This is a genomic window from Candidatus Omnitrophota bacterium (assembly GCA_041649175.1).
Lineage (GTDB): Bacteria > Omnitrophota > Gorgyraeia > Zapsychrales > JBAZNR01 > JBAZNR01.
This window is the reverse complement of sequence record JBAZNR010000001.1, coordinates 166,584-189,771: the sequence shown is the minus strand read 5'-3', so window position 1 is coordinate 189,771 and position 23,188 is coordinate 166,584. Positions and strand designations below refer to the sequence as shown.

Annotated in this window: 26 protein-coding genes; 24 read left to right on the top strand and 2 right to left on the bottom strand. The window is 42.1% G+C overall.

Features of this window, described 5'->3' with window-relative positions; translation table 11 throughout:
- Positions 1–14 precede the first annotated feature (14 nt).
- The 12 genes from WC676_00910 (at position 15) to greA (ending at position 9,874) form a co-directional block, all read left to right on the top strand.
- Positions 15–518 (top strand): NYN domain-containing protein, encoded by a 504-nt coding sequence (locus WC676_00910; protein MFA5059175.1) that lies wholly within the window; start codon positions 15–17, stop codon positions 516–518.
- A gap of 37 nt (positions 519–555) precedes the next feature.
- Positions 556–1,323, top strand: a complete 768-nt coding sequence (locus tag WC676_00905) for an ABC transporter permease (GenBank protein MFA5059174.1) — start codon at positions 556–558, stop codon at positions 1,321–1,323.
- A 28-nt stretch (positions 1,324–1,351) separates the two neighbouring features.
- Positions 1,352–1,690 carry a hypothetical protein gene (locus WC676_00900; protein MFA5059173.1) on the top strand — a complete coding sequence of 113 codons (339 nt, stop codon included), beginning with the start codon at positions 1,352–1,354 and terminating at the stop codon, positions 1,688–1,690.
- Positions 1,687–2,403, top strand: a complete 717-nt coding sequence (locus WC676_00895) for an ATP-binding cassette domain-containing protein (protein MFA5059172.1) — start codon at positions 1,687–1,689, stop codon at positions 2,401–2,403. Before WC676_00900 ends, WC676_00895 begins: the two co-directional genes overlap by 4 nt.
- 14 nt (positions 2,404–2,417) lie before the next feature.
- Positions 2,418–3,011 carry an MCE family protein gene (locus tag WC676_00890; GenBank protein ID MFA5059171.1) on the top strand — a complete coding sequence of 198 codons (594 nt, stop codon included), beginning with the start codon at positions 2,418–2,420 and terminating at the stop codon, positions 3,009–3,011.
- Between the two features lie 205 nt (positions 3,012–3,216).
- Positions 3,217–4,278 (top strand): mechanosensitive ion channel family protein, encoded by a 1,062-nt coding sequence (locus WC676_00885; protein MFA5059170.1) that lies wholly within the window; start codon positions 3,217–3,219, stop codon positions 4,276–4,278.
- A gap of 6 nt (positions 4,279–4,284) precedes the next feature.
- On the top strand, positions 4,285–4,578 hold the full coding sequence (locus tag WC676_00880; protein MFA5059169.1) for a YggT family protein: 294 nt from the start codon (positions 4,285–4,287) through the stop codon (positions 4,576–4,578).
- 49 nt (positions 4,579–4,627) lie between these two features.
- Positions 4,628–4,921 (top strand): YbaB/EbfC family nucleoid-associated protein, encoded by a 294-nt coding sequence (locus tag WC676_00875; GenBank protein MFA5059168.1) that lies wholly within the window; start codon positions 4,628–4,630, stop codon positions 4,919–4,921.
- 45 nt (positions 4,922–4,966) lie between these two features.
- Entirely contained in the window at positions 4,967–5,200 is a 234-nt protein-coding gene (locus WC676_00870) for a hypothetical protein (protein ID MFA5059167.1), read from the top strand.
- Between the two features lie 47 nt (positions 5,201–5,247).
- Complete coding sequence (locus tag WC676_00865) at positions 5,248–7,308, top strand: tetratricopeptide repeat protein (GenBank protein ID MFA5059166.1); 2,061 nt, start codon at positions 5,248–5,250, stop codon at positions 7,306–7,308.
- Positions 7,308–9,332 carry a tetratricopeptide repeat protein gene (locus WC676_00860; GenBank protein MFA5059165.1) on the top strand — a complete coding sequence of 675 codons (2,025 nt, stop codon included), beginning with the start codon at positions 7,308–7,310 and terminating at the stop codon, positions 9,330–9,332. Before WC676_00865 ends, WC676_00860 begins: the two co-directional genes overlap by 1 nt.
- A gap of 65 nt (positions 9,333–9,397) precedes the next feature.
- Positions 9,398–9,874, top strand: coding sequence for a transcription elongation factor GreA (gene greA, locus WC676_00855; GenBank protein ID MFA5059164.1), 477 nt, complete (start codon positions 9,398–9,400; stop codon positions 9,872–9,874).
- 9 nt (positions 9,875–9,883) lie between these two features.
- On the opposite strand, the gene WC676_00850 is transcribed toward greA, so the two are convergent.
- A complete protein-coding gene (locus WC676_00850) occupies positions 9,884–11,239 on the bottom strand; it encodes a glycosyltransferase family 39 protein (GenBank protein ID MFA5059163.1) in 1,356 nt (451 codons plus the stop codon).
- Entirely contained in the window at positions 11,236–11,667 is a 432-nt protein-coding gene (locus WC676_00845) for a hypothetical protein (GenBank protein ID MFA5059162.1), read from the bottom strand. Before WC676_00845 ends, WC676_00850 begins: the two co-directional genes overlap by 4 nt.
- A 186-nt stretch (positions 11,668–11,853) precedes the next feature.
- Here WC676_00845 and WC676_00840 point away from each other — a divergent pair, with 186 nt between their 5' ends.
- The 12 genes from WC676_00840 to WC676_00785 all read left to right on the top strand — a co-directional run bounded on the left by WC676_00840 (position 11,854) and on the right by WC676_00785 (position 23,161).
- Complete coding sequence (locus tag WC676_00840) at positions 11,854–12,870, top strand: Gfo/Idh/MocA family oxidoreductase (GenBank protein MFA5059161.1); 1,017 nt, start codon at positions 11,854–11,856, stop codon at positions 12,868–12,870.
- On the top strand, positions 12,870–13,433 hold the full coding sequence (locus tag WC676_00835; protein ID MFA5059160.1) for an acyltransferase: 564 nt from the start codon (positions 12,870–12,872) through the stop codon (positions 13,431–13,433). Before WC676_00840 ends, WC676_00835 begins: the two co-directional genes overlap by 1 nt.
- Positions 13,426–14,157, top strand: coding sequence for a glycosyltransferase family 2 protein (locus WC676_00830; GenBank protein MFA5059159.1), 732 nt, complete (start codon positions 13,426–13,428; stop codon positions 14,155–14,157). Before WC676_00835 ends, WC676_00830 begins: the two co-directional genes overlap by 8 nt.
- Before the next feature lie 7 nt (positions 14,158–14,164).
- Positions 14,165–14,863 (top strand): hypothetical protein, encoded by a 699-nt coding sequence (locus tag WC676_00825; protein MFA5059158.1) that lies wholly within the window; start codon positions 14,165–14,167, stop codon positions 14,861–14,863.
- A 27-nt stretch (positions 14,864–14,890) separates the two neighbouring features.
- The gene (rlmB, locus tag WC676_00820) at positions 14,891–15,613 is read left to right on the top strand and encodes a 23S rRNA (guanosine(2251)-2'-O)-methyltransferase RlmB (GenBank protein MFA5059157.1); all 723 of its coding nucleotides are present in this window, start codon (positions 14,891–14,893) and stop codon (positions 15,611–15,613) included.
- On the top strand, positions 15,582–16,196 hold the full coding sequence (locus tag WC676_00815) for an HD domain-containing protein (protein ID MFA5059156.1): 615 nt from the start codon (positions 15,582–15,584) through the stop codon (positions 16,194–16,196). The genes rlmB and WC676_00815 overlap by 32 nt, the downstream gene beginning before the upstream one ends.
- Positions 16,197–16,985 carry a M48 family metalloprotease gene (locus WC676_00810; protein ID MFA5059155.1) on the top strand — a complete coding sequence of 263 codons (789 nt, stop codon included), beginning with the start codon at positions 16,197–16,199 and terminating at the stop codon, positions 16,983–16,985.
- Between the two features lie 34 nt (positions 16,986–17,019).
- Entirely contained in the window at positions 17,020–17,310 is a 291-nt protein-coding gene (locus tag WC676_00805; protein ID MFA5059154.1) for a hypothetical protein, read from the top strand.
- Positions 17,311–17,332: 22 nt separating this feature from the next.
- The gene (locus WC676_00800) at positions 17,333–19,645 is read left to right on the top strand and encodes a PAS domain S-box protein (GenBank protein ID MFA5059153.1); all 2,313 of its coding nucleotides are present in this window, start codon (positions 17,333–17,335) and stop codon (positions 19,643–19,645) included.
- A complete protein-coding gene (locus tag WC676_00795; protein ID MFA5059152.1) occupies positions 19,642–19,989 on the top strand; it encodes an Hpt domain-containing protein in 348 nt (115 codons plus the stop codon). The genes WC676_00800 and WC676_00795 overlap by 4 nt, the downstream gene beginning before the upstream one ends.
- 83 nt (positions 19,990–20,072) lie before the next feature.
- Positions 20,073–22,130 carry a tetratricopeptide repeat protein gene (locus WC676_00790; protein ID MFA5059151.1) on the top strand — a complete coding sequence of 686 codons (2,058 nt, stop codon included), beginning with the start codon at positions 20,073–20,075 and terminating at the stop codon, positions 22,128–22,130.
- Between the two features lie 20 nt (positions 22,131–22,150).
- Positions 22,151–23,161: a hypothetical protein gene (locus WC676_00785; protein MFA5059150.1), complete on the top strand. Its 1,011-nt coding sequence runs from the start codon at positions 22,151–22,153 to the stop codon at positions 23,159–23,161.
- Positions 23,162–23,188 lie beyond the last annotated feature (27 nt).

Below are 23,188 nucleotides of genomic sequence, written 5' to 3'. Positions count from 1 at the left end.
TGAAATGATAATTCATGGCGCTCCAATATATCCTCGATGGTTATAATATCGTCCATCAGCTCCCGGCATTAGCTCCGAGAGAATTTAAAAGTGCCCGGGGAGATCTGGCGCGTTTTGTCGAGATTTTTCGGCCGCAAGGCAGTGTAAAAAATATTGTGACGATCGTTTTTGACGGATGGCCTTTTGAATCGGCCGCACAAAACACGACATCCGTAAAAATCGTTTTTTCTCAAGGTGAAACGGCAGATGACAGGATCAGGCGTATCCTTTCGACAGCAACCCGCAAGAAAAACATCATTGTTGTCACGGATGATAAAGAATTAAGGTTTTCGATACGGGCATTAGGGGCTGATGTTTTAAATGTTAAAGATTTTGTGGCGCAAGTAAAGCCGCGGCACGCGGACGGCAACGAAGATAAATCCGCCCGTATCAAGCGTGAAGAAAATAAAACGATCTCAAAGACGCTGGAACATGAGATCACTTCTGAGCTTGAAAAGATCTGGTTAAAGGATCAGTAACTTTTTTACTTTAAGAATTTTTAGATCATAAGGATCCATGCGCTATATTCTTGATTATATCGTTGGTTTTATCTGCGGGCTAGGCGATGCGTTGCTTTTTCTGGGTGATGTTTTGCGGAATATTTTTAGAGGAAAAATTCGCTTAGGAGAGGTTTTAAAGCAGATCTACGAACAAGGCATCCAGTCGATCGTCATTATTGCGTTGACTTCGTTTGCGACGGGCGCTGTCTTGGCAATACAGGGCTATATGATGCTGGATCGGTTTGGCGCCAAGGAATATGTGGCGCAATTAGTGGCTCTTTCTTTAGTGCGCGAGCTAAGCCCGGTTTTTGGCGCGATCATTTTCTCGGGGAAAACAGGAGCGCGCATCACCGCTGAACTGGGAACCATGAGCGTTAATGACCAGCTTTTGGCAACGCGCACCTTAGGCGTTGATCCGATCGAGTTTTTAGTTGTTCCGCGAATGATCGCTTGTTTTTTGGTGCTGCCGATCCTTGTTGTCCTATCGGAAGTCATTGGTATTGCCGGAGGATATTTTGTCGGGATCTTTGAAGCCAATATTCCGGGATCTTTTTATATCAATCGTACCATTGATGCCATCGGATATGTTGATTTTTTTAGTGGGTTTGTGAAGACATTCTTTTTTGCTATCCTGATCGGATGGATTTGTTGCTACCAAGGTTTTAGCACAAAGGGCGGTTCTATGGGTGTAGGAAAATATACGACCAAGGCCGTTGCCTTTTCTTATATTTTGGTGGTTTTATCTAATGCATTCTTGACAAAAATTATTTTAACACTTTGGTAATATTTACGTTCCTACAAAGGAGGCTTGCGTGAAACGGGCAGGTGAGAAAAGTATTTTTTTTATTCTTTTGGCGGCGGCAGCTATTTTTTCCGGTTGCGGCGGCGCCTCGGTTCAGCTAAAAGGATTTTATACGCCATCGGCTGAAGCGGACTGGATCAAAGACGGCCAACCCATTGATTTTGAGAACGGGTTATGGTTTCCGACCGATGAGGTTGAGGTTTTGACGGATTCCGAAATGAATAAGCTCGGCGAATACCGCGGAACAGAATTTTTTGCCGAAAAGATCGACGTTCGTCCATATAACCGTTTGTATACAAAATTCGGCAGGAATAAATTCAGATTTTTTGAAAAAAAGGATATGCATTGATCCGGATCCGGGGTCTATCTAAAGAGATCAACGGCGAAGCGATTTTAAGCGATATTGACCTTGAAATTCGCGAGGGAGAGATCTTGGTCATTTTAGGAGAAAGCGGGGCGGGGAAAAGTGTTTTTTTACAACACCTCGTTGGATTGCGCCGGCCCGACCGAGGCAGTGTTGAGATCAACGCAACGGACATTACGCAGCTTTCCGAGCGAGAGTTGCTTAAGGTGCGCAAAGAGATCGGATATTTGTTCCAAGAGGGGGCCCTATATGATTTTATGACGATTTTTGAGAACGTTGCTTTCCCTTTGGAAGAACATACCGAGTTAAGCGAAGAAGAAATCCGAAGCAGGGTTATGGAAACACTTAAGCTGGTCGGGCTAGAAGACGCCCAAGAAAAATATCCGGTTGAGTTAAGCGGCGGGATGAAAAAAAGAGCGGCTTTGGCCCGATGTGTTATCCTTAACTCAAAAATTCTTTTTTGTGACGAGCCGACGTCCGGGCTTGACCCTATTCGCAGTCAGGATATCTCTCAACTTATTTTGGATTTAAGCAGAAAACTTAACGCAACAACCGTGATCACCTCGCACGATATCATTAATTCGTTTCGTATTGCCGACCGGCTGGCTTTAATTCATGAAGGGCGTCTTTGGCTGGTGGGAACAAAACATGATTTTGAAACTTCAACCGATCCGTTCGTGCGAAAATTCTTTAGTTGACCAGGAGGGCTTAAATGGATAAACGTGATTTTGTAAAAAGATTTTATGCCGGGATATTTTTCTTCATAGGGATCTTTTTGATCTTTGTGGTGATCTGGGCCATCAGCAATGAAAAAGGTTTTACGCAGCCTCGTTTTCCCATTACGGTCCTTTTTAGGGAAGTGGGTGGCTTATCCGTCGGAGCTCCTATTCGTTTATCAGGGGTTAATGTTGGAACGGTTTGGAAAATCGATTTCTTAAGTGAAAAGATCCAAGGGCGAGGAGTTCAGGTGACACTTAATGTCTTTAAGCGTTACAAGCCTCAATTGGAGAAAAGTTCTCGCGTTGCGATCAAGACCGAAGGGCTTTTAGGCGGGAAAGTGATTGATATGAGCACTGATGAAGCGACATCCAGCGTTGATCTCTCCACTCCGATCTTAGGCGAAGACCCTTTAGATGTTCAAGACTTGGCGGAATCTTTTGGCGATACGGCTGTTTCACTGACAGAAACTTCAAAGACGATCAACTCTATCAGTAAAGAGTTAGAATATATTTCTAAGACGTCCAAGCGTTTGTTAAATCGCATTGAAGAGCGGCTCATCGAAGGAAATTTGTTCAAAGTTTTTTAGTTCGCCTTCGCTATAAATCTACGGTCGTAAGACAGTAGATTTATAAGGCGAATCCCGATGAGCGTGGCGAAATTATTGAAAAGAATTTCGCCACAGGATGCGAATCGGGATAGCTTCGGCGAATTTCACCGAGGAATAAAGATGTTCTATGGCCGTGAAGCCGTAGAGAGCCATTTAAATCTTTTCGTGAAGAGGAGAACGTGATATGTACGGTTATATTCCCGCGTGGATTTATGTTCCGATCATCTATTTAGCGTGGGTCGGGATATTGTTGATGGCTAAAATGATCGGCTTCGGCTACATGAAGAAGATGGTTCAGAGAACGCGAACGTCCGCCGATGATATTCTTTTAAAGGCGGCCGATCTGCCTTTGACATTGTTGATCGTGGCAAGCGGCGGTGTTGTCGCCGGAAAGATCATTCCTGCTTTTGCCTCTACGGAAATGGTTCACTATTTTGTTTTAGCTTTTAAGGCCGTCAGTATCATTGCCGTTATTGTCTTCTTGGACAGGTTGATTGGTGGTTTGATCCGGTCGTATACTCCCAAAATGGAGATTTTAAGAACTTCCGGCGGGTTTGCCCAGGGAGCTGTGCGAATTGCCACAATAGGGATCGGCGGTCTTGTCCTTTTAGATAGTTTTGGTGTTTCGATCACGCCGATCATCGCGTCATTGGGAATCGGCTCTTTGGCGGTTGCGCTGGCTTTGCAGCCAACATTGGAAAACTTTTTTGCGGGTATTCAGATTGTGATCGATAAACCTATTCAGGTTGGACAATTTGTAAAGCTTGAATCGGGCGAAGAAGGCTATATCCATAAGATCGGTTGGCGGTCAACTTGGATAAGATTTTTATCAAACAACATGGTCATTCTTCCTAACAAGATGCTGACAAATTCCCGCATTATCAACTACTATTACCCCGGCACCGACCTGGCGGTCCTTGTAGAGATAGGCGTGCATTATCAATCGGACTTAAACCATGTTGAAAAAGTCACTATTGATGTTGCTAAAAATGTAATGAAAGAAGTTCCCGGCGGTGTTGTCGACTTTGAGCCGTTCATTCGTTTTCATACGTTCGGAAATTCTTCTATAAATTTCACCGTTATCTTGCGAGCGAAGGAATTTGTCGATCAGTATCTGGTGAAGCACGAATTCGTTAAGCAACTGAAAGAGCGCTATGCTCAAGAAGGAATCGTTATTCCTTATCCCATTTACGCTGTCAATTACCAGCAAGAAAAATCCTTTGAACCCGAAGACAAAAAAAGGTAGGGAACTATGTTCGTCTTAAGCAACCTTATTATTGCGCTCACAAGAGTCCTGGACGTCCTTTTAACGCTGGCATATTGGCTGATCCTTATACGGGCGCTGATTAGCTGGGTCAACCCGGACCCGTTTAATCCTATTGTTCAATTTCTTTATCGAACGACCGAGCCTGTTTTAAATCCGGTCCGAAGGCTTTTGCCATCTTTGGGGATAGATATTTCTCCCATTATTGTGTTTTTCATAATTATGTTTCTTCGATCATTTCTAGTGACAACTCTTCTAGAGATTGCGTACCGATTGCGGTAAGATCGACCGAAATATTTTTAACGATGATTATTTTTAAAGGAGATATTTTATGTTTGATAAAATGAAACAGCTGATGGAAGTTAAGAGTCAAATGGAAAAGATCAAGCGCGAATTAGAAGCGGCTATTTTAGAGATCAGTGATATTCGCGGGATCAAGATCACTGTTAACGGAGCGCAAAATTTCAAAGCAATACAAATTGATCCGTTGCTTTTAGGGGAGAGCAATAAACAAAAATTAGAAGGGGATTTGCTGCGGGCGGTCAATATTGCCGTGGTGAGGTCTCAGAACGTCGCTGCTCAGAAAATGAAGGCCGCAACGGGCCTGAATATTCCGGGCTTATAACATTGACCCTGTGATAAAAACAGGGTTTATTAAAGGAGGAAGTTAATGCCGTACGATAAGTCGTTGGATGCGGAAACATTCAAAGAAACCAAAGAGTTTGGCGATACCAAGATCACCGTCGGAGTTTTCTCTTATAATGGCGGGGAAAAGAAGTTGCAGATCTCTCGCGAGAATCAAAATCAATCCGGTGAATGGCAATTTGTCAAGCTCGGCCGCTTGGTTAAAAATGAAGTTAAAGAGATCGTTCCGGTCATTATGAAGGCCGTGGAAAGCATGTAGTTGTCAAAACGCAATAGTTCCCAACAAAGAAATTCACTTTCTAAATTGTGAGCAAAACTTCTTATTTTTCGGCCGCGGATCTATTCGGCTCTTCTTTTTTAGAATATTTCTCCGGAGCACGGCGTTTTCGGACGGCATTTTGGATCATCGTTGTTTCTGCTTTTGCCGCTTATAGCCGCAGCTTTTGGGGTGATTTTCAGTTTGATGACCATGCGGTGATCGTGGATAATCCGCTCATCAAAAATCTCGACCTTCCCGCTCTTTGGGAATATGACCGCTCCAGATTTCTCACCAATCTTACCTTTCTTGCAACTTACTTGGCATTCAAGCTCAATGTTTTTGGATGGCATTTGGTTAACCTGCTGATCCACATCATGACGAGCTTTTTTGTTTTTCTTTTTAGTTTTCAGATCTTCCAGATGCCCCGGATAAAAAACGCCTGGGATGAGGACAGTTCTTTCCTTATTTCTTTATTTACCGCGCTCATCTTCCTGCTCCATCCCATCCAAACACAAGCGGTTACTTATATTGTTCAGCGGTCAACGGTTCTGGCAGGTTTCTTTTATGTCGCAACGCTCTATTTCTTTTTTAAAGGAAAAATTGAACGGAACTTTAAATTATATTTATGGGCGATCGTCTTCTGTTTTCTGGGGATGCTCAGTAAACCTATCATCGCAACACTGCCTTTAGTCGTGATCTTAGTGCAGTTGTGTTTCTTTAAAGATGATGAGCCAGATACCGGATGGCGGGAGCGAGTGACGTTTTTATGTTTTGTCCTTCCAATGCTGGCCATTCCTCTTTTTCTTTTTGGAATGGGGAAATTAACAACGCTTGTAACACAAAGTTATCTCAATATTCCGCAACCCAGCTATTTGTTCACTCAGTTCAATGTCATGATGAAATATCTTCAGCTTCTTTTTGTTCCCATCGGACAGAACCTAGACTATGATTTTAGGATCGTTCATAACATTTTTGAATTTCCGACGTATCTATCTTTGGCGGGAATTTTCCTTCTCATTTTTATTGCGACTACATCATTTAATAAACGCCCCCTGGTATCATTTGGTATTTTCATATTTTTTATCGCCCTTTTACCTGATTCAAGCATTTTTCCGCTGGCAGATGTGATTAACGAACATCGGGTTTATTTATCATGTTTTGGATTTGCAATTTTATTGTGTACCATCCTTCATAAGTTCTTTAAGGATAAAAAGGCATACATTGGCGTTATGGTCGCCGTGGTCGCTGTATTTTCAGTGCTGACTTATGTCAGAAATGATCTTTGGAGCAATGGCCTAAGATTTATGCAAGACGTTGTTGCCAAATCACCCCAAAAATCCAGGCCGCATAACAATTTAGGGTATTTTTATTTCTCAAAAGGAAAATTTCAAGAAGCTCAGGCCGAATATCTTAAGGCTTTAAGCTTAGACCCCGATTATTTTACGGCCCGCTATAACCTTGCGATGGTTTATCTCGAGACAGGAAATATCCGGGAAGCGGAAAAACTGCTTTTAAATCTCGCCGGACAATATCCGGATCATTCTTCGGTGTGCTTAGGTTTAGGGCTTGTCGCCCAGAAAAAGGGGGATTTTGATGCCGCCATGGATTCTTTTAACCGGGCGATCAGCTTAGATAAGTTCAACGCGTCCGCCTATGCGGGATTAGGAAATCTTTATTCTGACGCCAAACGTACAGGGGAGGCAAAGTCAGCCCTGCAAGAATCCCTAAGGCTTGATCCTCAAAATCCGTTTGCGCATTATAATTTAGGGAATATTTATTTTACGGAAAGTAATTTTTATGAAGCATTGATGAGTTATCAACAGGCTATTCAATTAAAGCCTGATTTAGCCGATGCGCTTAACAATTTAGGAAATGTCTTTTTTTATTTTGGTGATTTTCAAAAATCCATCGAGAACTATGAAAAAGCCATTAGCCATGATCCTTCCTTGGCTCAGGCGTATTTTAATTTAGCCAATGCTCTCTACGAATCCGGCCGCCTTGAAGAATCAAGAGAGTCTGCCCGCCAAGCGGTAAAATTGTATCGCGCCCAAGGGCAAACAAAAAAAGCCGAAGCGATCGAAGAAAAACTCAACGAAAATAAAAAATAATGAAAAGAAATAAGGCGATCGCGCCGATCATTTCCATTTTTATTCTTTTTGCTTTGGGGGTTTGTGTTTATTGGCCTTCCTTGCGCGCGCCTTTTCAATTCGATGATTATATGACTATCGTTGAAGATTCGGCGATCAAGGATCTGCGCAGTATTTTTGTTATTTGGATGACAGATCCGTCGAGATTTTTGACCCACTTAAGTTTTGCGGTCAATTATTTTTTTGGCGGATTAAAACCGGAAGGTTATCATGCGGTTAATTTATTACTTCATTTCGCGGTAGCGGGCCTTGTTTATCTTTTTCTGAAAGAAATATTTCAAAGAGGTTTAAAAGAAAATCGGACCTTAAAAGATGCGAAAGCCATGGCTTTCTTTGGGGCGGCTATTTTCCTTGTTCATCCTCTGCAGACATCAGCGGTCACATATGTTTCGCAGCGCTCAACGCTTTTGGCGGGTGCGTGCTATTTGCTCGCTCTGCTTTTATATGTGCGATTTCGCCAAGAAAAGAAATTAATTTTCTATATTTTTTCGGTTGCCGTTGCTTTTGTGGGGCTTTTTACAAAACCCATTATTATTACTTTGCCTTTTGCCATTATTCTGCTGGAAATATTTTTCCTGGATTTTTCTTTTAAGAGGGATAAAAAAATAATCTTAGCTTTTTTGCCATTTGTCTTTATGATTGTCGCTGTCCCTTCTCTTTTAATGCTATGGAAGTACAAATCATGGGATTTGACCAGGCTTTTGGACGTAACGCGGGAAACGAACAGTATTTCTAGGGGAGATTATTTATTAACGCAGTTCAATGTCCTTGTAACCTATTTACGCCTGTTGGTTTTTCCTGTCCATCAGAACTTGGATTACGATTACCCGATCGCGCGTAGCTTTTTTTCGTTTCCTACTTTTTTCTCTTTTTGTATTCTCTTTGGAATATTGATTCTTGCCATGCAAATCTATAAGAAGCAAAAATTGATCGCATTCGGTATTTCTTGGTTCTTTCTAACGTTAAGCTTAGAATCAAGTTTTTTCCCTATTGCCGACGTTATTTTTGAACATCGCCTTTATCTGCCGATGATCGGCGCTATCATTGTTTGCGCGGTTTTATTGTTCCGATTTATTTCTCTTAGAAGATGGCAAATTGCCGCGGCATTGATATTGATCAGCATTCTTTCCGTGTTAAGTTATCAAAGGAATATTGTTTGGTCTGATCGATTGGGATTTCTGGAAGATATCGTTAGAAAATCACCGGGCAAGGCCAGGGTCCATAATAACTTGGCGGTCGTCTATCACGAAAAAGGTTTTCTGGAAAAAGCGCAGCAAGAATATGAGAAGGCGATCGCGCTCGATAACCATTACGCGCATCCGCATAATAATCTGGGTAATATCTATTTTGAAAAAGGGGATATCGACCGCGCTATAGCAGAGCTAAACCTAGCCATTGAGATCAAACCCAATTACGATGGCCCTCATTATAATCTAGGTAATGTTCATAGGCAAAAAGGGGATTCGAAAGCTGCCGAGGAAAGCTACCGCAAGGCCCTGGAGATAAATCCTACTTTTGCGCCGGCTTACGCGGGTTTGGGGCGTGTTCATCTGGAGAAAAATGACCTATCTAAGGCGAAGTTTTATTTTTACGAAGCCATTCGTTTCAACCCTGATTTTGCTTTCGCGTTTTATAGCCTAGGCGACATTTATGTGTCGGAAGAAAAATACGAGATGGCCTATGACGCGTATAAGTCTGCGGCAAAGCGGGATGATAAAATGGCGTCCGCACATAATAATATGGGTAATATTGCGGATATGCTTGGCCGCTACGATGAAGCGATTGATTGTTATGAAAAAGCCATTGCTGTTGACGTGCAATTTGCCAATGCGTATTTTAATCTCGCGAATACCTTAAATAAAATAGGTCAGATCAATGAAGCTCAAAAAGTTTTAGCGGCCGCCATCAAGCTTTATGAAAATCAAAACAACAAAAAGATGCTTGACTCTGCTCAAAGACGATTGCAGAATTATAATAGTCAATAAGGGCAAGTTTAAACGAAAAAGATAAATAGCCGTTTAGTGGTAGGCAGAAATAAAAAGGAGACAGCATGTCTGGGGAACTTTATTTGACCAAGGAAGGGCATCGAAAATTACACGATGAGCTAGAGCGGCTCAAAACTACGGAGCGCCGGAAAATTGCCAAGGCTATCGGCGAGGCCAGGCTGCAGGGAGATATTTCAGAGAACGCGGAATATGATGCCGCGAAAGATGCCCAGGCGCATTGCGAGGCGCGTATTGCCGAGCTGGAAATGAAATTATCCAGAGTGCGGATCATTGAAAACGAGAATATTCCGACCGACAAGATCTTTATCGGAGCGACGGCGACATTAAAGGATCTTGATACAGGCGAAGAAACAAAATATACGCTTGTTTCTCCGGAAGAGGCCAATTATGAAGAAGGAAAGATCTCTATTTTTTCTCCGGTGGGAAAATCTCTGATGGGAAAAGCCATTGGAGAGAAATTAGTGATCCGTGTTCCGGCGGGAGACCTCAACTATCAGGTCTTAAAGATCGAGCGGCTTTAAAGTAAAAGATTATTTTTCTTGGCTGAGCCGGCCCAAAGAAGAAAAGACCCAGAAAATAGCAGAAGGCAGCAGTGTTAGAAGAATTCTGTTGAGTGTGACGGATAGCCACCAGGCGGCCGCAAAATAAGTATTCAGAAAATAATAAAAGAAGATCGTAAGAAGATAAATTAAGAAAAATAGCGGCAAAATTAGCGTTGTTCCTTGCCAGCATTTCCTACCCATAAGCACAATTCCTACTCCTAAAAAGATCCAAAGGCCGTTCCATTTTTGGCTTCCTAATTCCACTAGAAAGAAACTTCCGATGAGCTGTAATCTGGAAAAATTAGACGGATCAGATGACGAAGAGAGCCCGTTGATAAATGTTTGATTTCCCGGAGAGTAAACGATCTGGAAAAGAATTGTTGGTAGGGCCGAAAAAAGAAATGTTATTAGAAAATACGTAATAATTTTTCTGAAATTCGGGGTAAATTGTGTTTGCCGAAGAACAAGATACGCGCAAAACAAAAAGACGATCAGTAAAGAAGCCAGCGTTCCTTCCGGCTTTGTGAAGCTCAAAAATCCAAGAAACAATCCCGATAAAGCGATCAAAGGCAAAGAATTTTTCCGAATACCAAGAATCGCGCAAACAAAGCTCCCTAAAAGAAAATAACCTAGAACAATATCGCAGTACTGGCTTGTTCCGATGGTCACAAAAAACGGCAACACGGCTATAAGCAGCATACCTAAAGCAGACGCGATCTTGGATGTTATTTCATTTAAGCTAAAGAGCAAAAGCCCGGATGTGATGAACGTGAATACGACCGAGGTGATCATCGGGGTTGCCGGTAGCGTCTGGTCAGAGAACATCCACCCCCAGACATTAATAAGAGGTAAAAGAAGCGGATAGTGAGGGCTGGAGCGCCACAGAATTGGGTTTAGCATATTTTGCCACTCTTCGCCGCCGAGAAAAAGGTAACGGGCTTTTAAGTTCCAACAAGACCAGGCATCCCAGCCGCCATTGGGATAAAATTGGCAGTGGATAAGCAGGGGAACAGAGGCAAAAATAAGGATCAGGAACAATAAAAGCTCCCGAGTGCAAAATTTCCTGACGATAAAGAGATCTTTCCAGGAAAGTTTTAGGAGAAATTTTCCGGTCAAAATAAATAGGCATAGGATTACTGCGTGTGCCGCAAGAACAAAAAATTGATTTAATTGATCAAATAAAAGAAAACTAAAGAAAGTTATGTAAGTGCTTAAGCCTAAACCGGCGCCAATGGAAACAAAGAAGTAAAAATAAATGCTGACCGGAGTTTGATTTCTAAATAAAGTCCTTATCAGCAAATAACCTAAAGCTGTTGAGAGTAGATAAGGGAAAATGGCGGTCATTTTATTTTTCTTGCTAAGATGATCCCGAATTGGTTTTTCTTCAAAGGAACAGCGCCGATCTGTTTTATTTTTCTCATGGCAATATCTTCCGTGGAACAATCAAAAAGGATGAAATCATGATCAGTATTGTTAAAATCCAAAATAGCCGGAGTTAAGATGTACTGCGCCTGGGCAAATTGCGCGGCAAAAACGCGGTCATCAAGGCTTTTATCGCTGTAATAGCCAATATAGCGCACATCGCGCAGTGTTTCTTCAAGCCCGGCGAATTTATAACCCAGAAATTGAGCGGGAACGTTTTGGCGAAGTTGTTGGTTTTTTGTTGTTTCCTTGATGAGAGTATGAATATGGATGGAAATAATGACGAGCGCTCCCAAAAAAAGAGAAGCCGATCGCAGATTCTGAGTTGAGGCCATATTTTTAATATTCATAAGCTGGAAGTTCTAATTTGCTCACTATTCTATCTTGAAAGAGCCGATGTTTCAATAGATTACAGCCTGTTTTAGCCGCGGCAAACAATCAAAAGTATTGAGGAAAAGCAAAAATAAAATCTTTCTTAATAACTCTTTCGTCACTATAATATATTCCTGTTAACGACTTTAATTGAGGAGGAAGATTTGGTTACCATTGGCGTTATCGGTTGCGGGCATTGGGGCCCCAATCATATCCGTATTTTTTCTCAGGGGGCGAACTCAAAAGTCGCTATGTGCGCTGACCTGGATGCGGAAAGACTTAAAGCCATTAAAGGTTTGTTCCCATCCGTAACGGCTGTTTCTGATTATAAGGAAATTTTAAAAAATCCCGAAATCACGGCTGTTTGCATCGCAACACCGACCAACAGCCATTATGCCTTGGTCAAAGAATCTCTGGAAAACAATAAGCATGTTCTTTGCGAGAAGCCGTTAGCGCTCACAGCTAAAGAATGCCGTGAATTAAAAGAGCTGGCTTCACAGAAAAATAAGATCCTCATGGTGGGACATGTTTTTGTTTTTAACGCCGGTATTGTCCGCCTCAAAGAATATATCAAATCCGGGGAATTGGGATCAGTCTACTATGCCCATTCGGAGCGTACGAATCTGGGGCCTTTTCGTTACGATGTCAACGCGCTTTGGGACTTAGCGCCGCACGATATTTCTATTTTTAATTATTTGTTAGACAGCTGTCCGATCAGTGTTTCCGCTCGCGGGCAAAAATGCCTCGGAAACTCTTTAGAAGATTTAGCATTCGCCACGTTAGAATATCCTAAGAATATTCTTGTGAATATTCATGTCAGTTGGCTTGACCCTAGAAAAGTCCGGCAGATCACCATTGTCGGCGATAAAAAAATGGTGATCTGGGACGATTTGGATAATAATGGCCCTGTTAAGCTTTATGACAAACACGTCGAGCGGACAGCCGTTTTTTATGAGTCCTACGGCGAATTCCAGCTTTTATCCAAAGAGGGAAGCATCACGATCCCTAAGATCGGTTTAGCGGAACCCTTAAAATTGCAAAGTCAGTATTTCATTGATTGTGTTGAGAAAAATAAGAATCCGGATCTGGCGGATGCGCAAAAAGCCGCAGATGTGGTGCGTACTTTGTGCGCTATCCAGGAATCTATTGTAAAACGCGGTGTTCCCGTTGAGGTTTTGTAATGATGGCAAATTATTTTAAACATAAAACAGCATTGGTCGGGAAAAAAGCCAAAGTCGGTAAGAAAACCCGCGTGTGGGCCTTTGTGAATATTCAAGACGGTGCTTTTGTTGGAGAGCATTGCAATATTTGTGACGGATGTTTTATCGAAAAAGGGGCTATCGTCGGTAATCATGTTACGATCAAAAACGGTGTTTCGATCTTTAGCGGAATTACTTTAGAAGATGATGTTTTTTGCGGAGCGAACACAGCTTTTATTAATGATCGTCATCCGCGCAGCCATCGTAAAGACCCTTGGGTTTTAGAAAAGACACTTGTTAAAAAAGGAGCAACCATCGGAGCGAATGTTACGCTTTTATGCGGCATTACGATCGGTGAATATGCTTTTATCGGCGCGGGAAGCGTTGTGACAAAAGATGTCGCGCCCTTTGCTATCGTCGTCGGCCACCCGGCCGAACCCAAGGGTTATGCCTGTCGCTGTGGGAAAAGATTGGATGATTCTCTGCGATGCTCCTGCGGGCTATTTTATTCACTGACTTCCCAGGGATTAAAGTTGGATGAATAAAGTCCTTGTCTCTCCGGTTGCCTTCAATGAACATATAAAATTAAAAAGCGTTATTGAGCGTTTTTTAAGAAGTCCGGTCGTCACTCAAGTCGATTATTTGATCGTTGATGACGGGTCGACCGATGGAACGACGCAGATGATCGAAAGTTTTGCTTCGCGCGGGGTTAAAACCATTCGTCATCCTCAGCGCCGGGGAGTTGGAGCCGCCATTCGTACGGCGATCAATTATGCTTTAGAAAAACACTATGATGTTTTGGTGATCATGGCGGGCAATGACAAAGATAATCCGGATGAGATCCCGCAATTGCTGGAACCGATCTTTAAAGAAGGGTTTGATTTTGTTCAGGGTTCCCGCTACAAAAAGAAAAATGGCGCCGGGGGCGCCATGCCGCTTTATCGAAAACTCGCAACCCGGCTACATCCTTTATTATTCTCGCTTTTTACCGGAAAAAAAATTACGGACAGTACCAACGGGTTTCGCGCTTTTCGTCTGGCTCTGTGCAAAGATGAACGGATCAATTTAAGGCAGGAGTGGCTAAACGCTTACGAATTAGAACCGTATCTTTTCTTTAAAGCCGTGACATTGGGTTATCGCGTCAGGGAAGTTGGTGTGACGAAAATTTATCCTCCGAAAAAACTTGGATATACGAAAATGCAACCCGTTATCGGATGGTGGAGCATTTTGCGTCCACTTTTTTATTTAGGGTTCAGGCTAAGAAAGTGATCCTTGCATGAAAAAATGTGATCGATGCGACATTGTGTTTCATTCCGGTTCACGGCTCACTTGTCTTTATTGTGACTCGATCCTTTTTGAGGTTGAGGCGTCCGAAGCGCTTAAGATCCAAGAAAAAACTCTTTTTAAAAAGCAAATTGATAAAACGCAAAAAGCGTCTAATCAAGACCATGCCCAATATCTGGTGGGCAGTTATTTTCGGGCGCGGTCATTTGCCTTCATGTATTCATTTAGCCGTAATCAGCTTAAAATGGGGAAGGCGTTTAAGCGATTTCTTATCCAACCGATTAACTTTAGTTTTGTTATTCGCATTCCTTGGCTTGTGATCAATCTTTTGGATTCCATGATGATACATATGGAATATCAGAAGTATTGCGCGAAGTGCGATTGGAAATACCGTTCCTCTTTTGATGAAAAAACTCATCTTGCTCAAGAGTGCGAGTTTAACCAGGAATATACCAGCATTCTTAATAGGATCTTGACCGGCGACATAGTTAAAGATGAAGAGCTCATTGAAAAAGCGGCCCAAGAAAAATTAAAGCTGGGAAAAAGAAGCGCGTATTTTCAATTGTGCAGCCGAAAAAATACCACAGAATCTGTTCTGGATATTTTTATTATATTATTTTCCATGTCTTTGATCGTTTATGTTGTTGTGAAAACGTTCATGCCTATTTTTGGCAATATCTATGATTTTTAACCATCGTCCAAATATTGATTTGAACCAATGAAATTATTCGGAAAAAATCCGGTCCTTGAACGCTTAAGGTCTAATCCCAAAAGCGTTCGAAAAATTCACATCAGCGAAGGGCATCCCGACGGTAGCTATGTCCGCAAAAAAGCCTTTGCGGCGGGAATTCCGGTTGTTTTTGTCCCGCATTCAAAGATGGTGAAGCTAAGCAAAAGCTTGAACACCCAGGGAATTTTAGCGGAAGTGGACGATTTTGTTTATATGCCTTTTGACGAGCTTTTACGGATGGCCGAAGAAAAAAATTTATCGATCGTTTTCTTGGACGAATTGAACGACCCTCAGAATTTGGGTGCCATTATTAGAAGTTTAGCTTGTTTGGGAGGCTTTGGGATCGTTTTGCCTACGCACGATTCGGTTGATATTACTGAGGCTGTTTTACGGGTGGCATCGGGAGCAGATAACTATATTCCGGTTGCCAAGGTCAGTAATCTTAATAGTGCCATTTCTTTAGCGAAGAAATCGGGGATCTGGATCGTCGGCGCGGTGACCAAGGAAGGGAAAGACCTGCGCGATATTTCATTTTCTTTTCCGCTGGCCCTTGTTCTTGGGTCGGAACAAAAAGGGATTAGGGACATTATCTTGAAACAAATTGATTTGCCGGTGACGATCCCGATGTCACATCCGCAATTATCACTGAACGTTGCTCAGGCAACAGGAATGATAGGCTATGAGATCGCAAAACAAAAAAAGAGGCGATAAGGATTTTGCATCCATTTTGTCCGCCGTTAATTTTTTCGCCGAAGCCGGCCTTTTAAAGAAGGTGAAGCGAAGCGGGTGGTGGGTGGCTGGGATCAAAGACCCCGAAAGCGTTGCCGAGCATTGTTTTCGTTGTGCTGTCATGGGGTATTATCTGGCGCACTTAGAAGGCGCCGACCCTTTTCGCGTTACGCTGATGACGCTTTTCAATGATATTCACGAAGCTCGGATCAATGATCTGCATAAAATGGGGCATTATTACATTGATTTTAAGTCGGCAGAAAAGAAAGTTTTCCGCGAGCAGATTGAATTCCTAAACAAGAAAGCAAAAAATCAAATGCAGGAGATCCGCGATGAATACGATAAGCAATCCACAAAAGAAAGCTTGGTTGCTCGCGATGCGGATATTCTAGAATGCCTGCTGCAGGCCAAAGAGTATTACGATAATGGATACAAAGGTGCGAAGAATTTCTTTAAAAAAGCCCCTGATTTTTTAAAGACAAAAAGTGCCCGGAAGTTGTGGCGCACCATAAAGACATGGGACAGTAGTTCGTGGTGGAAGGGCATTACAAAATTTGAACGATAAATGACAACTCAAAGGATCCGCAGTGCTTTTCTTTTCGTTTTTGTTTTATTCCTCATCTCGGGATGCGCGACTTTAGGTTTATATAATCCGGCCACCGGGCAAAGAGAATTTATCATTATTCCCACCGATGCCGAAGTCGCCATGGGGAAAAACATCCACCAGGAAGTTACTCAGCAATATAAGCTTTCCGGATCTGACAAAGACCTTGAAAGGGTCAAAGAGATAGGGAAGAAGCTTGCCGATGTTTCTGACCGCAAAGACTATAACTATCATTTTTTTCTCATTGAGAAAGATGAGCTGAACGCGTTTACAACACCCGGAGGAAATATTTATTTTTTTCGCGGCCTATTGGAGAAGCTAAAGACCGATGATCAGATCGCGGCTGTTTTAGCGCATGAGATCGGCCATTGCGCGGCTAGGCACACGATCAAAAAATTCCAGGCTGCTTTAGGCTATAACCTGATCGGGGCTCTTATCTTCAGCCAGGTTAAAATGTCCGATCAATCTAGGCAAACAGCCTCCCTCGCATCTGATATCGCCATGCAATTAGTGACCTCCGCTTACAGCCGAAAAGACGAATATCAAGCTGATTTGCTTGGAATTAAATATATGTACTTGGCAGGGTTTCGTCTCAATGGTATGATAGAAACTCTAGAGGTATTAGAGCGAGAATCTAAAGGTGCGCGAACACCGTTGATCCTAAACACTCACCCTTTTGTCAGCGATCGGATCAAACAGGCTGAATTAGGGATCAAGGAAGCGCCAGGAAAATACAAGCTGAGCCAATAATAACTTGTTCAAGAACATCTGACAGGATAAGCGTATGGAAAGAATAGGAATTGCGGCCAGTAAGATCGCCAAGGGCAATCTTTTTCTATATAATTTCTATGTTCTTGTCATAACATTTCTTTTTTCGTTTCTTTTATTCTTTATTGCCGGCTGTGTGATCGTTACTGTTTTGGTTGCTGTTGCCTATTTGACGCATCCGGGAACTTTACCGGATCTACAAAAAGGGTGGATGCCTTTAATGAAAATCTGCCTGGCATGCTTGGCTGTTGTCGTCGGCCTTATGTCATTTTTGGCGCTAGCGCGAAATATGAAATTTAAAAGATAGCCCTGAAAGCTTTTGATTTTTTATGCCTATTTCCGATATTGATTTTCAGCAGTTAATTGATAATTTGCAGGTTGCTGTCTACCGTAAAACCCTTGGCCCCAAGGGGCATTTTTTATTTGTGAATCCCGCCTTTCAGAAGATCCTCGGATATACCCAAAACGAAATTCTCAAAATTTCTCCACGTAAACTCTATGAACATAGCCAGGCGCACACCTTCATTAACAAGAAGATCGAGCGCCAAGGTTACCTGCGCAATGAAGAGATCAAGCTTAAGAAAAAAGACGGCGATTTTATCTGGTGTTCTTTAACGACGGTTGCTGTTAAGGACTCAAAGGGAAAAGTTGCTTGGGTCGACGGGATCTTGGAAGATATTTCCACCCACAAAAGAGTTCAGCGCGAACTTCTGGAATCTAAGGAATTATTCCGTGTTGTTTTTGATAATTCGGCTATTGCGATTACGGTTGTTGATAAAGAAGAGCGGATCATTGCCTGGAATCCCTTCGCCGAAAGAATGCTGGGAATGTTAAAATCCGATTTATTCAACAAACCCGTCAAAGAACTTTATCCGGCGCGCGAATGGCGCAGGATCCGCGCGTTTCGTATCCGTAAAAAAGGGATCTTATCTAGCATTGAGACGCAAATAGTTAAAAAAGACGGCAGTATCATTGAAGTTGACCTGTCGGTGTCTATTTTAAAAGACATTGAAGGCAATATTACCGGCGCTATCGGCATCATGCGCGATATCACCAGCCAAAAAATAGCTGAACGAAAACTTCGAGAATCTGAAAATAAAACCCGGGTTATTTTGGATAATTCCGCGGCGGCTATTACGCTTACGGATGAAAATGAGCATATTATTTCTTGGAACAGGTTTACTGAAAATCTTTTAGGGATGAAGAAAAAAGACCTGTACTTAAAACCAGTTAGTTCTTTATATCCTAAGGATGAATGGAAGAAGATCCGTTCGGAAGATATCCGCCAGATCGGATCGAAACATCATTTAGAAACAAAGATAACGCGTAAAGACGGTCAAGTGATCGATATTGATCTTTCGGTCAATGTTTTAAAAGATTCCAATGATAATATCGTCGGATCTGTGGGGATCATGCAGGATATTACTGACCGAAAACGAGCCCATGAAGTTCTTTTGCAGGCTAAGCTGGCCGCCGAAGAGGCCAACAGTGCTAAGACGGTTTTCTTGGCGAATATGTCCCATGAAGTGCGTACTCCGATGAACGCGATCATCGGCATGATCGATTTAACGTTAGATACTTCGCTTGATGATGAGCAAAAAGATAATTTAAAGACAGCGCGGGATGCAGCTACCAGCCTTTTAAGTTTATTGAATGATATTCTTGATCTTTCTCGTGTTGAAGCGGGAAAGATCACCCTAGAGGCGATCGATTTTCATCTGCGCAATGTTATTCAAAGTGTTTGCAAAGGGCTGTCCGTTTTGGCAAAAAATAAAAATCTTGAGCTGGTTCCTGTCATTGATTCTAAGATCCCGGAGATCTTGGAAGGAGATCCGCTTCGTTTGCGGCAAATTCTCATCAATCTTATTAACAACGCTATCAAATTTACGCAAAAAGGAAAAATTGAACTTGCGGTTAAATTGGTTTCTTCCTCAGCGCATGAATGCCAATTAAAGTTTTCCGTGACGGATACGGGGGTTGGCATTCCAAAAGATAAACAAGAAATGCTTTTTCAACCCTTTATTCAGGCGGATGCGTCGACGACACGCCGTTTTGGCGGAACAGGCTTAGGGCTTGCGATCTCTAAGCGGTTGGTTGAAATGATGAAAGGCCGGATCTGGGTTGAGAGTGAGGAATGGAAAGGAAGCACTTTCTATTTTACCGGGAATTTTGGCATTAAAGAATCCGGGATCGGTTTATCAACAGTTTTGGGCGAAGAAAAATCTTCGGGCGCAGCCGTATCCATAAGAGACCTTTCCGGACTTAAGATCCTGTTGGCCGAAGATAATCCTGTTAACCAGAAAATCGCGGTTAGAGTTTTAGAAAAAAGGAATTGGAAGATCCAGGTGGCAGAAAACGGGCAACAGGCTATGGATTTGCTCAATAAGGAATCATTTGATGTTGTCTTGATGGATGTCCAGATGCCGATCTTAGACGGTTTGGAAGCGACACGTTTGATTAGGGAAGAAGAAAAGCAAACAGGGAAACATATCCCTATCATTGCTATGACGGCGCGCGCCATGGAAGGCGATGAAGAAAAATGCCTTGCCTCAGGTATGGATGGATATGTAGCGAAACCGATCGATTTCAATAAACTTTATACGACGGTGGAAGGAATTCTTTCGCGAAAGGCAAATAAATGAGCGATGACATCATTGATTTAAACGAAGTCCTAGAACGGGTTCAAGATGATAAGGAGCTTCTTTTGGAGTTGATCGGTATTTTTTTGGGAGATTGTCCGGCCAAATTATCCGCCATGAAAATGGCCGCGGAGAAAAAAGATTTCGGACAGATCAAGGACCTAGCGCATTCCCTGAAGGGCGCGTCCGCTAATATTTCCGCAAAGAAGATCAGCGCTATTTTTCTGCAAATAGAACAAATGGCCAAGAATAATGATGCTGCGTCCACTTTGCAACTGCTTACCCAGGTCAACGTCCAAATAAAAGATCTTGAGAATTATTTAGTGAAACTTAAAAAAGGTTTTTAGACGGCATATTTTGACGTTACGTTCTGCTGTATTCCGGCAAACCGGTAATTTTTAAAATGAAAAGAAGCTAGCCTTACCTAGCGATGCTTTTAACCAGCTTTCAGAAAATCCAAAATATCATTCCGGCCCACAAACGCTTTTTTATAGCGGTTGCTATTGTTTTTTGCGCCGTAGGATTTCTTGCCTATAGCAACAGCCTTCACAGCGGCTTTCAATTTGATGATTATAAGATCATCGTCGAAAATCCGCCCGTTCATCATTTAGAAAATCCGCAGTGGGTCTGGCGTTTTGATCCTACGCGTTTCTTGCCGCATTTGACGTTCGCTTTCAATTTCTTTATCGGTAAATTGAATGTGTTCTCTTTTCATCTTGTAAATCTTATTTTGCATATCATCTGCAGTATTCTTGTTTTCCACTTTGTGGGAATTTTCTTGTTGCAAGAACCTCGTCTAGCGGTTAATGCCCGTAGAATGGCATTTTTCTCCGGATTGATTTTCTTGCTGCATCCTATCCAAACGGAATCTGTCACGTATATTGTCCAGAGATCGACGGTGATGGTTGCTTTATTTTATATGGCTTCTGTTGTTTTTTATCTTTTGGCGCGCTTGAAAGAAAAAAGGATTTATTTTGCTCTATCGTTTCTTTGTGCGATCTTAGGCAGCATGACGAAGCCAAATATTGTTACTCTTCCTCTAGCTTTAGTGATCGCGGAGTTGTGTGTTTTAAGGACTCCTTTTTCTGACCTATTCAAAAGGTTAAAATTTATTGCGCCGTTTATGGTGCTTTGGGTCTTGGTTCCGGCGCTACTTTTGCTCTGGAAAAACGAAACCATTGATTTGGCGCAAGTTTTAGACGCGACCAAAGAAACAAGTCAGTTTTCTCGGTATACTTATTTCAGCACCCAGATCAATGTCTTGATCACTTATATCCGCCTTTTGTTTTTGCCATTACGGCAGAATTTTGATTATGATTATCCTCTCTCCCCGGGGATGTTCAGCTTTCCGACCTTTTTCTCCTTATTGATCTTGGGCTATTTGCTTTATTTTGCCGGAAAAGTTTATAAAACGAATAAGATCTATAGTTTTGGGATCCTCTGGTTTTTTATAACCTTGATCCCGGAATCAAGTATTTTCCCTATTTCGGACGTTATTTTTGAGCATCGTCTTTATTTGCCGATGGTCGGCTTTTGCATTCTCATTCCTGTCCTCGTTATGAACATGTGTCGCGATCTTAAGAAAGCTACGGGCATTCTTTTGATAATAGCCGTAGGGCTTGCGGGCCTGACGATCCTCAGGAATAATGTTTGGGCTAATCAAGAAACGCTTCTCATTGATACATTCCGCAAATCTCCTCACAAGGCTCGTGTCGCGAATAATCTCGGTGATTATTATTTGCGTATAGGAAATCTGAGTTTCGCGGAACGGGATGTGAAAAAAGCTATTGAATTAGACCCGAAAAATCCCCAGTTTCATCATAATTTAGGCGTTGTTTATGAGCGGCAGGGGAAAATTGATGAGGCGATGCGTAAATATCGAGAGGCCATTGACAAAGACGATGGCCGCCCGCATCCAAGTTATTACTTTAATTTAGGGTATTTATATCACAATAAAAACGACGTAAAGAAAGCCGAACTCTCATATAAAGCCGCGATCGCTATCGACGAGCATTATGCGGATGCTTATTGCAATCTGGGAAATCTTTACGCGCGTCAGGGAAAATATATGGAAGCGATCGACCAATTTAAAAAATCCATTGAGAATAATCCGTATCATCTCAATGCCCATAATGGTTTGGCGAGCACTTATGGGATGATGGGGCAATATGACGAAGGGATCAAGCAGTACGAACAATTATTGAAAATAAAACCAGATTTTTCTTTGGCTTACCATAATTTAGGAAAAGTTTACGTCCTTAAGAAGAATTTACCTGAAGCTGAAAAGATTTTTCAAAAAGCTCTTACGTTTAATCCTGACGACGCGGAAAGCTATGAAAACCTAGCCAATGTCTACTACGGGCTAGATCGAGAAAAGGATGCTAAGGCAGCTATGGAAAGCGCTGTGAGGATCTACGAACAAAAGGGTAATGGAAACAAGGCTCAAGCATTGCGCAATCGTTACCTAAAGAAGGAAAATCAGCTGTAATATATTTGATGGAAGCGATTATGAAAATTATTATCAAAATAGGCATTGGGTTTTTAGTGTTAGTCGCGATCGGCTTGGGAGCTTTTTATTTTGTATTAAATTCGACATTGCTCACACCTTTTGCCGTACGGAATATCATCCATTCTTCGTTCAGAGATGTGAAAGTTCAATCTTTTGAATGCAGCCATCAGCGGTTTTATTTTCCGGCAAGGTTGATCCTCGAGGACGTAAAATTAAGCATCGAAAGCTCAGGCCAGAAACAAGCGATTTCAGTTAAGATCATAGAGCTTAAACAAATGAGCGGTTTCTTAAAGCCAAAGAAAGAGATATTTTGTTCTTTGAAAGAAGCGGATATTTCATTTTTTCCGGCGACAATTCAGGGCCTTTCGCTCGATGTGTCTTTTGGTGTCCAGGGAATCGATCTAGAACAAATAAGTGGATATTTTAAAGCTCAGCAATTGTTGGCGTACGATTATTCGGCTCAAAACATCCGGTCACATTTTAAGGGCGATAACAAAAAAGTTCACCTTAATGATCTTTCCGCCCAATTTTATAAAGGAGATATCAAGGGGGAAATCTTTCTGGATTACGCTTCTTTGTTGCCGTATAGTGCTCGTATAAATCTTGAAAACGTCGACTTAGAATTGATCGCGCGTTCACATCCCGATATTTTTTCTCAGGTCAAAGGGCATTTAAGCGGCGTTGTCAATATGGCGGGGAATATCCAAAAGATAAGACAGCTCGAAGCGGATTTGAGCGTTTTTAAGGATGCGAGAATAAAAGCTTCTCTGCTGGATTTTATTGCCGACAAATTGCCCTACAACAGTGTTCAAAAACGCGATTTGGAGGCTCTATCGTCGGCTGGGGGCGATGTCGGACTCGATAAACTTTCTGTTTATTTTAATACCTTAAGCGAGAAGAATTTGCAGGGAGTGGTGAATTTGGCCAGCCAAGAATTAAATTTAGATATCAATTTAACGATCGATGTCAATTTAGATAATGCGTTTGGACGGCTGCTAAAGAAATTTTAAGAATACATGCTAAAGTCAAATACGGAG

Coding starts and splice junctions, on each gene's coding strand:
- WC676_00910 (MFA5059175.1), top strand. CDS start 15: ATGGCGCTCCAATATATCCTCGATGGTTATAATATCGTCCATCAGCTC.
- WC676_00905 (MFA5059174.1), top strand. CDS start 556: ATGCGCTATATTCTTGATTATATCGTTGGTTTTATCTGCGGGCTAGGC.
- WC676_00890 (MFA5059171.1), top strand. CDS start 2,418: ATGGATAAACGTGATTTTGTAAAAAGATTTTATGCCGGGATATTTTTC.
- WC676_00885 (MFA5059170.1), top strand. CDS start 3,217: ATGTACGGTTATATTCCCGCGTGGATTTATGTTCCGATCATCTATTTA.
- WC676_00880 (MFA5059169.1), top strand. CDS start 4,285: ATGTTCGTCTTAAGCAACCTTATTATTGCGCTCACAAGAGTCCTGGAC.
- WC676_00875 (MFA5059168.1), top strand. CDS start 4,628: ATGTTTGATAAAATGAAACAGCTGATGGAAGTTAAGAGTCAAATGGAA.
- WC676_00870 (MFA5059167.1), top strand. CDS start 4,967: ATGCCGTACGATAAGTCGTTGGATGCGGAAACATTCAAAGAAACCAAA.
- WC676_00860 (MFA5059165.1), top strand. CDS start 7,308: ATGAAAAGAAATAAGGCGATCGCGCCGATCATTTCCATTTTTATTCTT.
- greA (MFA5059164.1), top strand. CDS start 9,398: ATGTCTGGGGAACTTTATTTGACCAAGGAAGGGCATCGAAAATTACAC.
- WC676_00850 (MFA5059163.1), bottom strand. CDS start 11,239: ATGACCGCCATTTTCCCTTATCTACTCTCAACAGCTTTAGGTTATTTG.
- WC676_00845 (MFA5059162.1), bottom strand. CDS start 11,667: ATGAATATTAAAAATATGGCCTCAACTCAGAATCTGCGATCGGCTTCT.
- WC676_00835 (MFA5059160.1), top strand. CDS start 12,870: ATGATGGCAAATTATTTTAAACATAAAACAGCATTGGTCGGGAAAAAA.
- WC676_00830 (MFA5059159.1), top strand. CDS start 13,426: ATGAATAAAGTCCTTGTCTCTCCGGTTGCCTTCAATGAACATATAAAA.
- WC676_00825 (MFA5059158.1), top strand. CDS start 14,165: ATGAAAAAATGTGATCGATGCGACATTGTGTTTCATTCCGGTTCACGG.
- rlmB (MFA5059157.1), top strand. CDS start 14,891: ATGAAATTATTCGGAAAAAATCCGGTCCTTGAACGCTTAAGGTCTAAT.
- WC676_00815 (MFA5059156.1), top strand. CDS start 15,582: ATGAGATCGCAAAACAAAAAAAGAGGCGATAAGGATTTTGCATCCATT.
- WC676_00810 (MFA5059155.1), top strand. CDS start 16,197: ATGACAACTCAAAGGATCCGCAGTGCTTTTCTTTTCGTTTTTGTTTTA.
- WC676_00805 (MFA5059154.1), top strand. CDS start 17,020: ATGGAAAGAATAGGAATTGCGGCCAGTAAGATCGCCAAGGGCAATCTT.
- WC676_00800 (MFA5059153.1), top strand. CDS start 17,333: ATGCCTATTTCCGATATTGATTTTCAGCAGTTAATTGATAATTTGCAG.
- WC676_00795 (MFA5059152.1), top strand. CDS start 19,642: ATGAGCGATGACATCATTGATTTAAACGAAGTCCTAGAACGGGTTCAA.
- WC676_00790 (MFA5059151.1), top strand. CDS start 20,073: ATGCTTTTAACCAGCTTTCAGAAAATCCAAAATATCATTCCGGCCCAC.
- WC676_00785 (MFA5059150.1), top strand. CDS start 22,151: ATGAAAATTATTATCAAAATAGGCATTGGGTTTTTAGTGTTAGTCGCG.